12 protein-coding genes and 2 tRNA genes are annotated in these 13,682 nt (G+C 62.9%); 7 read left to right on the top strand and 7 right to left on the bottom strand.

Going from position 1 to position 13,682, the window contains the following annotated elements; translation table 11 throughout:
- Nucleotides 1-146: 146 nt before the first annotated feature.
- The 6 genes from HMPREF9465_RS08550 to HMPREF9465_RS08525 all read left to right on the top strand — a co-directional run bounded on the left by HMPREF9465_RS08550 (nt 147) and on the right by HMPREF9465_RS08525 (nt 3,163).
- A complete protein-coding gene (locus HMPREF9465_RS08550; protein ID WP_005436023.1) occupies nt 147-1,136 on the top strand; it encodes a polyprenyl synthetase family protein in 990 nt (329 codons plus the stop codon).
- A 14-nt stretch (nt 1,137-1,150) separates the two neighbouring features.
- Nucleotides 1,151-1,227: transfer RNA gene (locus HMPREF9465_RS08545), tRNA-Pro, on the top strand.
- A gap of 106 nt (nt 1,228-1,333) precedes the next feature.
- Nucleotides 1,334-1,410, top strand: a tRNA-Pro gene (locus tag HMPREF9465_RS08540).
- Nucleotides 1,411-1,472: 62 nt separating this feature from the next.
- On the top strand, nt 1,473-2,075 hold the full coding sequence (gene coaE / locus HMPREF9465_RS08535; RefSeq protein WP_005436016.1) for a dephospho-CoA kinase: 603 nt from the start codon (nt 1,473-1,475) through the stop codon (nt 2,073-2,075).
- Nucleotides 2,076-2,146: 71 nt separating this feature from the next.
- Nucleotides 2,147-2,917, top strand: coding sequence for a cell division protein ZapD (gene zapD, locus HMPREF9465_RS08530; RefSeq protein WP_005436015.1), 771 nt, complete (start codon nt 2,147-2,149; stop codon nt 2,915-2,917).
- A 12-nt stretch (nt 2,918-2,929) separates the two neighbouring features.
- Nucleotides 2,930-3,163 (top strand): DNA gyrase inhibitor YacG, encoded by a 234-nt coding sequence (locus HMPREF9465_RS08525; RefSeq protein WP_005436013.1) that lies wholly within the window; start codon nt 2,930-2,932, stop codon nt 3,161-3,163.
- 97 nt (nt 3,164-3,260) lie between these two features.
- Here HMPREF9465_RS08525 and HMPREF9465_RS08520 read toward each other — a convergent pair whose 3' ends face one another.
- The 3 genes from HMPREF9465_RS08520 to secA all read right to left on the bottom strand — a co-directional run bounded on the left by HMPREF9465_RS08520 (nt 3,261) and on the right by secA (nt 7,893).
- Nucleotides 3,261-3,941, bottom strand: coding sequence for an NUDIX domain-containing protein (locus HMPREF9465_RS08520; RefSeq protein ID WP_005436011.1), 681 nt, complete (start codon nt 3,939-3,941; stop codon nt 3,261-3,263).
- Nucleotides 3,942-4,021: 80 nt separating this feature from the next.
- Nucleotides 4,022-5,092: a hypothetical protein gene (locus HMPREF9465_RS13275; protein WP_005436009.1), complete on the bottom strand. Its 1,071-nt coding sequence runs from the start codon at nt 5,090-5,092 to the stop codon at nt 4,022-4,024.
- 104 nt (nt 5,093-5,196) lie between these two features.
- A complete protein-coding gene (secA, locus tag HMPREF9465_RS08510; protein ID WP_005436007.1) occupies nt 5,197-7,893 on the bottom strand; it encodes a preprotein translocase subunit SecA in 2,697 nt (898 codons plus the stop codon).
- A 258-nt stretch (nt 7,894-8,151) separates the two neighbouring features.
- Between secA and HMPREF9465_RS08505 the strand changes: the two genes are divergently transcribed.
- A complete protein-coding gene (locus HMPREF9465_RS08505; protein ID WP_005436005.1) occupies nt 8,152-9,291 on the top strand; it encodes a hypothetical protein in 1,140 nt (379 codons plus the stop codon).
- Here the strand turns inward: HMPREF9465_RS08505 and lpxC are convergent.
- The 4 genes from lpxC to HMPREF9465_RS08485 form a co-directional block, all read right to left on the bottom strand.
- Entirely contained in the window at nt 9,276-10,196 is a 921-nt protein-coding gene (lpxC, locus tag HMPREF9465_RS08500; RefSeq protein ID WP_005436004.1) for a UDP-3-O-acyl-N-acetylglucosamine deacetylase, read from the bottom strand. The two genes, HMPREF9465_RS08505 and lpxC, sit on opposite strands and share 16 nt — an antisense overlap.
- A gap of 82 nt (nt 10,197-10,278) precedes the next feature.
- Nucleotides 10,279-11,424, bottom strand: a complete 1,146-nt coding sequence (gene ftsZ, locus HMPREF9465_RS08495; RefSeq protein WP_005436000.1) for a cell division protein FtsZ — start codon at nt 11,422-11,424, stop codon at nt 10,279-10,281.
- Nucleotides 11,425-11,516: 92 nt separating this feature from the next.
- Entirely contained in the window at nt 11,517-12,749 is a 1,233-nt protein-coding gene (ftsA, locus tag HMPREF9465_RS08490; protein ID WP_005435995.1) for a cell division protein FtsA, read from the bottom strand.
- Nucleotides 12,733-13,674 (bottom strand): cell division protein FtsQ/DivIB, encoded by a 942-nt coding sequence (locus HMPREF9465_RS08485; RefSeq protein ID WP_005435993.1) that lies wholly within the window; start codon nt 13,672-13,674, stop codon nt 12,733-12,735. The genes ftsA and HMPREF9465_RS08485 overlap by 17 nt, the downstream gene beginning before the upstream one ends.
- Nucleotides 13,675-13,682: the final 8 nt, after the last annotated feature.

The raw sequence follows: 13,682 nt of genomic DNA, 5'->3' as shown, positions 1-13,682 counted from the left end.
CAAAAGCAGCGATTTTCTTCTCGCCCCTGCGGGAACGGGGGCTGAAGGCCGCTTCCGGCCGATCTTCCGCCTTCTTCGGAAGGCTTTCCGCTTGGCTATACTTCCAGAATCAGCACTCAACTGCTTTTTCAAGACAGATGTCCGATATGCAAAACCAACAGGATCCCAAGGCCCTCATCAAGAAGGTTCTCGCCCCCATCGCCGAAGACATGGCCGCCGTCGATGCGGTCATTCGCAGCGAACTGGCCAGCGACGTGCCCCGCATGAAGGAAATCAGCGAATACATCACGAGTGCGGGCGGCAAGCGCATGCGCCCCGCCCTTCTGATGCTCATCTGCCGTGCGCTCGGCTACGAGGGCACGCTGCACCAGTATCTCGGCGCCACGATCGAGCTTCTGCATACGGCAACCCTGATGCACGACGACGTCGTGGATGAAAGCGACATGCGCCGCGGCCGCCCGACGGCCAACAGCCGCTGGGGCAACGGCGCGGCCGTGCTCGTGGGCGACTTCCTCTACACCCGCTCCTTCCAGATGATGGTGAAGGCTGGAAACCTGCGCGTCATGGAGGCTCTTTCCGACGCCGCCAACCGCCTGAGCGAAGGCGAAGTGGTGCAGATGGTCAATGCACACGACCCCAGCGTGGACGAAACCCGCTACTTCCGCGTCATTGAGCGCAAGACCGCCTGCCTTTTCGAAGCGGGCGCACGCATGGCCGCCGCCATTGCGGACTGCGGTCCTGAAAAGGAAGAGGCCGTCGCCGAATATGCGCTCGCCCTCGGCAACGCCTTCCAGATCGCCGACGACGTGCTCGACTACCGCGGCAACGCCGTCGACACGGGCAAGAACCTCGGTGCCGACCTGCGCGAGGGCAAGGTGACCCTGCCCATCATCTACGCCCGCGAATCCTGCACGCCCGAGGAGCGCGCCATGATCGACGAAGCCATCCGCCTCGGCGACGGCGACTTCCCGACGATCGCCGCCATCGTGCTGAAGTCCGATGCGCTTGAGAAGTGCCGCCTGCGCGCCGAGAAGGAGCTCGACAGGGGGCGCGCAGCGCTTGAAAATCTCGCCCCTTCCATTTTCAGGGATTCTCTGCTAGAATTGCTCGCCTTCACGGTTCAGCGTGATCGTTGATTTGTGAGGAAAGTCGGGGTGTAGCTCAGCCTGGTAGAGTACTACGTTCGGGACGTAGGAGTCGGAGGTTCGAATCCTCTCACCCCGACCACTTCATTCGGAAGAAGCCGAAAAATTTTCGGAGTGGTCTTTACTTTTGGGAATTTTTCTGGCATACTGCTCTTCCTCGACAGTTGGAATACGCTGTCAAGACAATTCGGGGTGTAGCTCAGCCTGGTAGAGTACTACGTTCGGGACGTAGGAGTCGGAGGTTCGAATCCTCTCACCCCGACCAGGTTTCCACAGAAAGGCACTGTCTTCGGACGGTGCCTTTTTGCTTTTCGGCGAGATCATCCCATGTCACTCATCATCGGACTCACCGGCGGCATCGGCGCGGGAAAAAGCACCGCATCCGCACACCTTCGCGCATCGGGCCTCCCCGTCGTCGACGCGGACGCCATCTCCCGCGCGCTCACAGGCCCGGGTGCAGCAGGCTCGCTCGCCGTCGCGGAAGCCTTCGGTCCGGAATTTCTCACCCCCGAGGGCGCCATGGACAGGCGCCGCATGCGTGAACTTGCCTTTCGGGACGCAGGCGCACTCAAGCGCCTCGAGGCCTGCCTCCATCCCCTCATCGGCGCTGCCGTTACACGCGAGTTCGAGTCCCTCTCTGCGTCTCCAATCGTCATCTACGACTGCCCGCTTCTCTGGCGCGACGACTTCCGCCATCCTGCCGTCAGCCGCGTTCTGGTCATCGACGCCTCGGACGACGTTCGTCTCTCGCGCATCGTCTCCCGTCCCGGACTCACCGAGGAGACCGCCCGCCTGATGATGAAGGCTCAGCCTCCGCGAAGCCGGATTCTGCAGTGCGCCGACGACCTCATCGTCAACGAGGACGACGAAGCGGCGCTCCGCAAGCGCCTTGACGCGCTCAGCCGCATCTGGATGGCAATTACCCGATGAACGAGGACCGCAGTCCGAAGGGCTGTGGTATTTTTAGGGTCAGCGTCCACCTTCTTGGAGCGTAAGCAGACATGTCCACGGCCGAGCATCTTCTCTACGAATTCCCCTGCAATGAGAAAATCCGCACGTATCTCCGGTTGGAGGCGCTCTTCCAGCGCTTCGACTGGTTTTGCGAGCAGACGAGCGCCATTGCGCATCAGGCCGGCATATCCGCCCTCTTCGACCTGCTTGACGCCACCGCCCGCTCGGACCTGCGCCACGAACTCATTCAGGAGCTCGAACGCCAGCGCCAGCGCCTCATTGCCAAGAACGCCTCGGCGGATCCCGACATGGCCGCTCATCTCGCCGAGATCGGCGCAGCCATTCAGGCCGTTTCGGATTCTGTCGGACGCACGACGCAGAGCGTGCGTGAAAACCAATGGTTGCAGATCATCCGCACGCGCCAGAGCATTGCAGGCGGCACCTGCGAATTCGACCTGCCGCAGATGCACCTCTGGATGAACACGGCTCCCGAAATCCGTCGCAGGGAGCTGCAGAGCTACGTGAGCACGCTGGAACCCATCCGCACGGGCACGATGCTCCTTCTGCGCATCTTCCGCGCCAACTCGCACTGCCAGAGCCTTACAGCCGTCAACGGCACGTACCAGTTCTCGATGAACCGCAATCAGAACTGCGCCCTCGTCCAGATCTGGCTTCCCGCCGACAGCACGGTTGTTCCCGAGGTGAGCGCCAACAAGTACATGCTCTGGATCCGCTTCTCGCGCCCTGACGAAAACCACAAGCTGCATCTGGCCCGCACGGAGGAGATTCCGTTCCGTCTCGGGCTCTGCACGCCTTCCTGACCGAAAAACATCATGAAAGTCAAATGCCCCACCTGCGGCAAGGAGATCGAATACTCCTCCGCCAATCCCTGGCGTCCCTTCTGCTCGGAACGCTGCAAGCTCATTGACCTCGGCGAATGGGCCTCAGACGGCTATGTGATCGAAGGCGATCCCGGCTCCGCTGACCGCATGACGCCCGAAGAGCTTGAGAGCGTCGCCCGCTACACCGCCGAACGCGAGGAGCGCAAGGGCGGCAGACGTCGCTGAGAACGCCTCTTCCTGCAGGAACGCCCGCCGACAAAAAAAGCCTGTTCAGCACTGAACAGGCTTTTTTTTCATTTTCGAAGCCTCGGAAGGCGAATCGTCAGGGCTTGACGCCGTGCGCACCACGGTCCTGCCAGAGACGCAGGTCGGAGGCGGGCACGTCTTCAACATAGGTCGGAAGACGAGGCTCGCCCTTCCAGAGCGTGGCCTCAAAGACCTCGGGCTTGACGATCACGAAGTCGAAGTCCATGGCGACGGCCTTCATCACGTCGTCAAGATTGCCGCAGCGGGCTCCGACGAAGCGATACTTGCGGTCGCGAACCACAGTGGCGTGAAGCGCGTTTTCGGAAAGCGTCAGCACGGCCGTGCTGTCCTCCCAGACATCGGGAAGATCGACTCGGTTGAGAATGTTCTGGTCGATCGGAAGAAGAACGCCCGGTGTGCGCTCGTTGGCCGCATAAAAGCCGAAGTCCTGTCCTTCCTTGGAAAGCGCCTCGCCGAAGAAGTCGCGCGAACGGCGGAAGTGAAGGCGCACGTGGGCATGCTCGTAGCGATGCTCCTTCACAAACCAGGGGAAGGAATCGGCCAGACGCACGCCAAGCTCCTCGTCGAGCTCGCGCACAAGCGCCTGATGCACCGTTTCGCCATCCTCAAGCTTGCCGCCGGGGAACTCCCAGTATCCAGCCCAGGGCTTGCCTTCGGGGCGGGAGGCGAGAAGCACTCGGCCGTCTTCGCGAATCAGCACGCCGACGGCAACATCCACAACCTTGTCTTCACTCACGATGCTTTTCCTTTATCTTTCTGACCGCCCCCAAAACGTGGCGCACAGAGAAAATCTTAACTCCTTCTCCAGACGTTTCGCTACACGCAAAATGTCGTAGAAAGATTGCCCCGAGCCATGAAAAGCGTGATGGCCGCCCTGCCTTCCTGCAGATTCGAAAGCTCCTGAGCCGACGCAAGCGACAGGGCGTCGGCGCACTCGCCCAGCCGCATGGCAAATCCCGAAGCCTCAAGTCCCGGAAGAGCGCTCTGCTCGAGCGCGGCCCGAAGCACAAGGGAGACCTCCCGAGGTGTTCCCGCTCCCCTCAGCCATCCGCCGACGCCCGCAAGGGCCGCGATCAGATGCTCCGCCTCCTCTTCGTCCCGCAGTCCCTCGAGCCGCACGCGGATGTTCCTCCCCAGCGCCCCCGCCCATGCCTCCGACACGCGTCCGACGGCGAGTTCAAGAGCTCTGGCAAGCATTTCCGCAGCAGGATCATCGATTGACGCCACAGGCCTTCGACCCGCCGCCGACACGACCATGACGACATCAGCGGCAGACAGCACGCCAACAGCCCTGAGCCACGCAAAGAGAGGACCGGCCGCTCTGTCGGCGATCCGCTGCAGGATCACCTCCCGCACAGGGACATCGGTCGCAAGCAGCAGGACGCGGTTTTCCGTCGGGACCGCACCGCCTGCCGAAAGTGCTCCGACCCTCATCACGCCGTCCTGCGTCATGAAGGGCATTTCGAATCCCGTCCACCCTTCCGGGAGCAGTGCCTCGCCCCCTGCTCTTTTCCAGGCTTCGGTGCATCGCTCGACAAGCCCTCCGACCGGCGTCAGCTCCCTGCGGGTTCCCTGAAGCAGGAGGGCGAGCGCATCCTCGGGAAGCTCCAGACGTCTGAGCGCCTCATGCCTGAACGCGCTCAACCCCGCATCAGAGAGACCGCCCGCGCCGAACATCGGATATCCCCTGCTCATCAGAATGCAGCCCGTCCGCGACCCCGACATCCTGCGCATCCTCAGAGCCTGCGCCGTGCCGTCCCCAAGCGCAGCCTGCGGAAGCGACAGAACCGTGCGCGCAGCCGCAGGAACAGCGGCCGCCGCAACGCCCCCATCAACGGAAAAGCCCAGTAGAAGGCCGGGGAGCGAAATTGATCGTTCATTCCTCATGTCCGAATCTCCAGCATTGACATTGGCGACCGCCAAGGAAAAGCCCGCCTTCACGAAACGCGAAGACGGGCTCTGAAAGTCATTCAGGACTATTCGTCAGCCTCTCAGGAGAGACGGCCGTGACAGTCCTTGAATCGGCGGCCGGAGCCGCACGGGCACGGATCATTGCGGCCGACATGCGCGAAGAGCGCGGGATCGAGCTCCTCCTTGGGCATGTTCTCGAGCGCGCTACCTGTCGCCTCGGCGGGAGCAGGTTCCTCGACAGGCTGCTGCTGGGCGGGCTCTTCGGCGGGCTTCACGTTGATCTGAACCTGCATGAGCACGCGCACGAGGGTCTCGCGGATCTGGTCGAGCAGCTGCTCGAACATGTTGAAGGCCTCGCGCTTGTATTCCTGCTTGGGCTGCTTCTGAGCATAGCCGCGCAAGTAGATGCCCTGACGAAGGGCCTCAAGCGCGGAAATGTGCTGGCGCCACAGCTGGTCGAGAATCTGAAGGAGAAGGGAGCGGGCAAAACCCGTGAAGGCCTCGTGACCGACCATCTGCTCCTTCTCGACGTACTGGGCCTCGGCCTGCTTGAGAAGCGCCTCGAGCAGGTCGTCGTCCGTGAACTGGTCGTTCGAGTCAAGAAGCTGCTTGAAGTCGATCACAATGCCGAACTCGCCGGCAAGCTTCGTCTGAAGACCGTCGAGATCCCACTGCTCCTCAACGGTCTCGGCCGGCACATAGGCGCGGAAGAGGTCCGTAAAGAGGCCTTCGCGCAGGTTCTTGACGAGCTCGGAGATGTCCTCGCTCTCAAGGATCTGATTGCGCAGGCCGTAGATTTCGTGACGCTGGTCGTTCTGGACGTCGTCGAACTCAAGCAGCTGCTTGCGGATGTCGTAGTTGCGGCCTTCGACCTTGCGCTGGGCGGACTCGATCATGCGGGTGAGCATCTTGGACTCGATGGCCTCGCCTTCTTCAAGGCGGAGCTTATCGGCGATGGCACGCATGCGGTCGCCGCCGAAGATGCGCAGGAGCTGGTCTTCCATCGAGAGATAGAAGCAGGAGCTACCCGGGTCGCCCTGACGGCCTGCACGGCCGCGGAGCTGGTTGTCGATGCGGCGGGACTCGTGACGTTCGGAACCGATGATGCGCAGGCCGCCAGCCTCCACGACGATGTCGTGAAGCTTCTGCCATTCGGCCTTCACTTCGGCGATCTTCGCCTCGCGCTGCTCTTCAGTAAGCGTCTCGTCGGCACGAATGGCGTCGACAGCCTTGTTGATGCCGCCGCCGAGCACGATGTCGGTGCCTCGGCCGGCCATGTTCGTGGCGATCGTCACGACGCCGGGACGGCCTGCTTCGAGAACGATCTGGGCTTCCCTGTCATGCTGCTTGGCATTGAGCACGTTGTGCGGAATGCCTTCCTTCGTGAGCATGGAGGAGAGAAGCTCGGAGTTTTCGATCGAGGTCGTGCCGAGAAGTACCGGCTGACGGCGTTCGTAGCAGGCCTTCACGTCGTCGATGATCGCGCGGTACTTTTCGTTGACCGTGCGGTAGACCTTGTCCTGCTCGTCGATGCGGACCATCTTGCGATGCGTCGGCACGACGACCGTTTCAAGGCCGTAGATGTCTTGGAATTCGTAGGCTTCGGTGTCGGCCGTGCCGGTCATGCCGGAGAGCTTCCCGTACATGCGGAAGAAGTTCTGGAACGTGATCGACGCCATCGTCTGGTTTTCCTGCTGGATCTTCACGCCTTCCTTGGCCTCGACGGCCTGGTGAAGACCTTCGCTCCAGCGGCGGCCTGGCATCAGGCGGCCCGTGAACTCGTCGACGATGACGATCTCGCCGTTCTGCACGACGTAGTGCTGGTCGCGGTGGAAGAGCGTGTGCGCACGCAGGGCGGCGTTGAGGTGGTGCATCAGGATGATGTTCTTCGGCGCATAGAGCGACTCGCCCTGCTGCACGAGACCGCGCTCGGAGAGAATCTGCTCGAGATGCTCGTGACCGGCCTCGGAGAGGTAGACCTGATGGGCCTTCTCATCGACCCAATAGTCGCCCTCGCCCTTTTCCTCAGCCTGGCGGGTAAGGAGCGGCGGAATGTCGTTGACGGCACGATAGAGTTCCGTGTTGTCGTCGGCGGGGCCGGAGATGATGAGCGGCGTGCGGGCCTCGTCAATGAGAATCGAGTCCACTTCGTCGACGATCGCATAGTAGAGCGGACGCTGGCGGCGAGCGGCGACGTCGTACTCCATGTTGTCACGCAGGTAGTCGAAGCCGAATTCGTTGTTCGTGCCGTACGTGATGTCGGAGGCATAGGCGGCGCGCTTTTCCTCGTTGTTCTGATTCGAGAGAATCTTGCCGACCGAAAGACCGAGCCAGTTGTAGAGGCGGCCCATCCAGTCCGCGTCGCGGGAGGCAAGGTAATCGTTGACGGTCACGACGTGGCAGCCCTTGCCGGGAAGGGCGTTGAGGTACACGGCGAGCGTGGCGGTGAGTGTCTTGCCTTCGCCCGTGCGCATTTCAGCGATCTTGCCGTCGTTGAGAACCATTGCGCCGATGAGCTGCACGTCGAAGTGGCGCATGCCGAGCACGCGCACGGAGGCTTCACGAACCACGGCAAAAGCTTCGGGGAGGAGCTCGTCGGTCGTCGCGCCCTTGGCGATGCGGTCGCGGAATTCCTGCGTCTTGGCCTTCAACTCTTCGTCCGAGAGCGCCTGCATGGCGGGCTCGAGCTTGTTGATGGCATCGCACTTGCGGCGATATTGCTTGATCAGGCGGTCGTTGCGACTACCGAAGATTTTTGTCAGAAGTTCGTCAAACATTGTGTGTAACCAGAATGGATCTGAGGGCACGGACGGAACCATATGCGGCATGGCCGCGCCGCTCACGCCGGCGCTGTTCCGTGCTACCCTGTTTTCGGTTGCGCCGGAGCCTCCTCCCTGTTGGAAAGGCGTGCGTAGCGCCCCTCCGCAGGCCCCGACCTGCATAGCTGTTGGATTATCGCACAGAATTCCGCCACCTGATTTGTACCTACGGGCTATTCTGTAGGCGTTTTCCTTCTCTTACAACAAGGTCGCAATGTGACACAAGACTTCATCCGCCGAAGAATCGGACGACAGACGATCGACAGCTGCCTCGCCCGCGACGAGCTGCAACCGCTGATGGCCTCCTACGCGCTTTCAAAGCGCGCAGGCGCAGTCGCAGCCCACGTGCTTCGCCCCTTCAGGATGAGCATCGACTTCACAGATCCCGCCTACTGCCGCGTCGAGGGGCACACGCTCGTGCTTCTGGCTGAAAGCGCCGTCCAACAAAACAGAATCAGACAGCTCACCCCCAGACTGGCCGCCGCCGCAGCAGCGGCGGGTCTTCCCGTCACCGCCGTCGACGCCCGCATCATTCCGAAGCGCCCCGCACCCCAGGCGGGCGTTCCTATTCCGCGGATCGAGCGCGCGCCGTCCGCAGTGGGTGCCGCCGCCATCTCGGGCATTCTTGACGACATCGAGGATCCCGCCCTCAAGGCCACGATGGAAAGACTTCGCAACGTGATCAAGCCCGGCGAGGAAAACCGCCGGCGTCTTCTCGAGGAGCGTCTCGGCAGGGAATCGATCGACCTGAGCACCGAGCGCATGCGCCTCACGACGCTCGTAGCGGACCTGACGCACGGCATCAACGCCGCGATCATCCCCACCGAGGAGGAGGCCAGAGACTATCCGAGACTTGAGGCCGAGCGCGAGCGAAAGCTTGAGCTTCTGGCCGAACAGAAGGACCGCAGGCTTGTCGCCGTGCACAGGCTCGAGCGAATCGACGCCAGACTCGACGCCATCAACCGCGCGCTTGAGCTTCTGCCCTCGGACGCGCAGGCCGCCGAGGCCGCTCTCGTCGCACCCGAAGACGAGGAAGCCCCTCAGGCGCCGCCCGCCGCACCGCGCGTTTCCGCCGCCGCGGCGGCCGCCATTGCGTCTCTCGCGCGCGAAACGCCGTCCCCGCGCATGCGCAAGGCCCTGATGAGCCACATTCCGACCCTCGCACCCGATGAGGCCCACTACCCCGAGGCCCTTCACGCCGACATCCGCAGGGAGGCCGAACGCCTTTCCATGCTAGAGAATCCGACGCCTGAAAACACGAAGCGCCTTGCGCAGCTTCTGGAAGCCGCCAAGGCGCTGTCGGAGCGTCCGCAGGACGCGCGTGCGATTGCAGAGGGACTTTACGGCCTTACCTGATCGGTCTTCTGCATCCAGAAGTCGACGGGGCAGTCCTCGGCCCTGTCGAACGTCGCCCACTCCCAGGCCGTCTCGTCTGCAAGAAGAGCGCGCAGGAGCTGGTTGTTGAGGCCGTGACCCGACTTGTGCGCAACGTAATGCGCAAGAAGCGGATGACCAAGCACGTAGAGGTCGCCCATTGCGTCCAGGATCTTGTGCTTGACGAACTCGTCGTTCTCGCGCAGGCCGCCCGGATTGAGAATGCGAAACTCGTCCATCACGATGGCGTTCTCGAGCGAGCCGCCCTGGGCGAGCCCCATGCGGCGAAGCATCTCCACATCCTGCACGAAACCGAATGTGCGGGCACGGGAGACCGCCTGCTCGTACGTGACGCGCGAGAAGTCGACGTCCGCCTTCTGCTCCGTGCGGTCGATCGCCGGATGACCGAAGGCGATGGTGAACGTGAGACGAAAGCCCTCGTGCGGCTCAAGCCTTGCGAGCTTGTCGCCTTCGCGAACCTCGACGGGCTTGAGCACCCGCACGAAGCGCTTGGGCGCGTCCTGCTCAACGATGCCCGCCTGATGAAGCAGGAAGACGAAGCTTGCACCCGAGCCGTCCATGATCGGAATCTCGGCGGAGTCAACCTCGACGATCACGTTGTCGATGCCGAGGCCGTTGAAGGCGCTCATCAGATGCTCGATGGTCGCCACGGCGGCCTTGCCGACGTTGACCGTCGTGGCCATGCGCGTGTCGTTCACGTTGAGGGGATGAGCGGGAATCTCGACGGCGGGACGAATGTCCACGCGCCTGTAGAGAATGCCCGTGTCGGGTTCCGCGGGGCGAAGCACGAGGTGCACCTTGCGGCCGCTGTGAAGCCCGATCCCGACGGTCTCGACGGACTGCCTGAGCGTGCGCTGCTTGAACATGAGTGATCTCCGTACGAAAACCGGCGCTTGACGCGCCGGCTTCCTTCTGGGTCCCCGAACGGGCCGTGCCCGACGGAGCGGCTTACTTCAGATAGGTCGGAATGACGAACTTGGACACGTCAACCGCGGCATCCCCCTGCTGAGCGGCGGGTTCGGGCGCAGGGGCCTCCAGCGTCTGGCCGAAGACCGGGGTCTGAAGGCCAGCGGGGGCTTCGGACGAGGCGTTGAAGACTGCGGGAGCCTGAACGCCCGAGCCGGGTTCGTTCGCATCGAGCGGACGGTCGAGGCCGGTCGCCACGAGGGTCACGCGGATCTCGTCGCCCATCTCCTCGGAGATGGCGGAGCCGAAGATCACGATGGCGCTCTTGTGGACGAAGGTGTTGAGCACCGCCATGGCCTCCTTGATTTCGGCAAGCGTGACCGACTCGTTGCCCGTGAAGTAGGCGAGCAGGCCGCGGGCGCCCTGGAGGTTCGCACCTTCGAGAAGCGGACAGGCGATAGCCTTTTCCGCAGCCACGCGGGCGCGGTCCGGACCGGAGGCGGACGCCAGGCCAATGATGGCCGTGCCGCGTTCGCTCATGACCGTCTTCAGGTCCTCGAAGTCGACGTTGATGGTGCCAGGCGTGTGGATGATTTCCGCAATGCCCACGCATGCCTTGTAGAGCACTTCGTTGCTCATTTCAAAGCATTCCTTCATCGTGGCGTTCGGGGGGCATTCGCTCTCGAGCTTCTCGTTGAGAATCACGATCATCGAGTCGACCTTGTCCTTGAGGTTCTCGATGCCCTTTTCCGCGCAACGCATGCGACGGCCGCCTTCGAAGCTGAAGGGCTTCGTGACGACGGCAACCGTGAGGATGCCCATTTCCTTGGCGATCTCGGCGATGACGGGAGCAGCGCCCGTGCCCGTGCCGCCGCCCATGCCGGCGGTGATGAAGAGCAGATGCGCGCCGCGGATGGCCTCGGCCACCTGCTCGCGCTTTTCCTGAGCTGCGGCCGCGCCGACTTCAGGCCTGGCGCCAGCGCCGAGGCCCGTGGAGCCGAGCTGGATGTTCACGTGCGCACGCGAACGAGACAGGGCCTGATGGTCCGTGTTCGCGGCGATAAATTCGATGCCCTTCGCACCATGCGTGATCATGTGCTCGACGGCATTGCCACCGCCGCCGCCCACGCCGATCACCTTGATGACGGTGTTCAGAGGATCAAGTTCCTGCAGGATCTCAAAAGGCATTTTCTACCCCAAAATGTCGAATTTTTTAATTATGGCGGACTTTTGGCTTTTCTGCTTGCCGGAGCCGCCTCGAACAGCTTCGGCAGGCGGGCTCAGTAGTCCCCGAAAAACACGGTTCTTATCCTTCCCGAAAGGTTCAGAAGAGACGGCGTTCTGTAGCTTCGGCTGTCGCCTGCGGCCCTCGTCTTGTCGGCCGCCATCAACAGGCCTGCGGCAACGCTGGCGTTCGGCCTCATGGAAAGAGCATTCTTCTCATCAAAGCAGAGCGGCGCACCAATGCGCACGGGAACTCCAAACACGTCTCGCGCAACTTCGTCGATGGCGCGAAGGTTCGCGCCTCCGCCCGTGATGATCACGGCATGGACCTTGTCGAGATGGCCCGCCTTCTCGATGACGTCGCGATAGATGCGGAAGAACTCCTTCGCGCGCTCGTACAGGGTCTGCACGATCAGGCTTCGCGAGCAGAGCGGCGTGCCGCGCACGTCCTCCAGCGAGGGGCGGACGCTTTCGCCCGGCAGCACGCCGTCCATGCTGCAGCTTCCGAAGCGGATCTTGAGCTCTTCGGCCTGGTCGAGCGACACGCCGAAGATCGTGCTCAGGTCGCGCGTGAAGAATTCCGACCCGAAGGGACGGACGGCCGTCAGAAGCGTCCTGTGCTCGTACACCAGCGTCATCGACGTCGTCTCTGCCCCCATGTCGAGGACGAGCGTGCCGTTGTAGCGGTCGCTTTCCGTACTCACCGCAAGCGCGGCGGCGATCGGATGAGGCTCATATCCCGCAAGTTCGATGCCGGAACGCAGCAGGCTGCGCTTCATGTTCTCGGCGTTCTTCACGGAGCCGTAAACGGCATGATAGTAGGCCGTCACCTTGTCGCCCACCAGACCGACCGGCGTCTGCGAAAACGTATCGCCGCACGAATAGCCCTGCGGGATCATCTTGATGAGCTGCTTGCCCTGACGCAAGCTGTGCTCGCGCGCATTGTTTTCCGCCGCCTCGACGTCCGCGGGCTTCACCTCATTGCCTCGCACGACGGCCGTGCCCAGGCAGTTCTCGCTCGTGAGCGAGGAGCCGCCGATGGCGACCCAAGCATTCGAAAGCTCGGGAAGATTGCCTGCGGAGCGCGCCTCGCGCACCGCCGCCTTGATGTCGTCGACGGCGGCATTGAGATCCGTCACGATGCCGTTTCGAACGCCGTGCGAATCCCTGAAGCTGTAGCCACAGATGCGGTAGAGCCCCTCGCCCTTGGGCGACGGGAGCGCAACGACGCACAGCACCTTGTGGGAGCCGATGTCGAGACCGACAAGATAATCATTCGGGTTGTTCATCGTGCTGTGCGCTCCCAGGCTCTTCGTCCGGGACATCCGTATCCGTTCTCTGTTCGGCTTCCCGCAGTTTTCGAATGGCTTCGCGGTCGGGAAGCGTGGCCGCAAACGCCCTGTCATAGCGCAGGTCGATGGAGGCGGGCGGTCCGTCCATCAGCTCGACGACCCTCGGGTAGGCCGCCGCCAGATCGGCAACCTTCGCCACGATGTTCGTGCCTGCGTCCTCCCTGCCGAGTTCCACGCGCGTTGCGGGAATGTCGCCCGAAGCCATCACGAGGCTCCAGCCGCCGCGATCGCTGCAGGCGACGTCCGTCACCGTCGCGCCGATGGAGCTCAACGCGCGGGAGAACTCCCTGTAGTATCGGGCGATCTGAGCGGTCTGTCCTGCAGGACCGTAGAAGTTGGGCAGCGGATCGGACGGGTTGTCGCGCTCGTCGGGATTGGCGGAAAAGAGCACGCCATCTGGATCGACAAGACGACCGTCCTCATAGACCGCGAAGGCGCTGTAGGTTTCGACGGCAATGCGAAGGCCGTCGGGCCAGACTCTCCTCACCACGGCACGCTTCACCCAAGGCACCGTCTCGGCCGCCCTGCGGACCTCGTCGAGATCCTCGGTGAAGAAGTTGCCCCGAATGACGGGCTCCACCGCCTGCTTCACGCGCTCGACGGGCACGCGCGCAACATCCCCCTCGACCTCCAGAGTCGAGAAGTCGAAGACGGGCAGATGCATCACCGCATCGGCCGCACGGCCTGCGCCAAGCACAACGACGGCCGCCGCAGCCAGACCGCAGACCGTCTTCGTCCAGAAGCGCAGGCTTGCGCGGCGGGCCTCGCGGGCCTCCTCCTGCGCACGCGCCAGAGCACGCCGCTCGATCGCCTCTTCAGGCGTGACGGCCTCCGCGGGGTTTTCGGGACTCTCAGCCTTCATCCTGCGAA

The sequence above is a fragment of the Sutterella wadsworthensis 2_1_59BFAA genome (assembly GCF_000297775.1).
Taxonomy (GTDB): Bacteria; Pseudomonadota; Gammaproteobacteria; order Burkholderiales; family Burkholderiaceae_F; genus Sutterella; species Sutterella wadsworthensis_A.
Note: the sequence above shows the minus strand (reverse complement) of the source record. Positions and strands in the feature narration are given on the sequence as shown.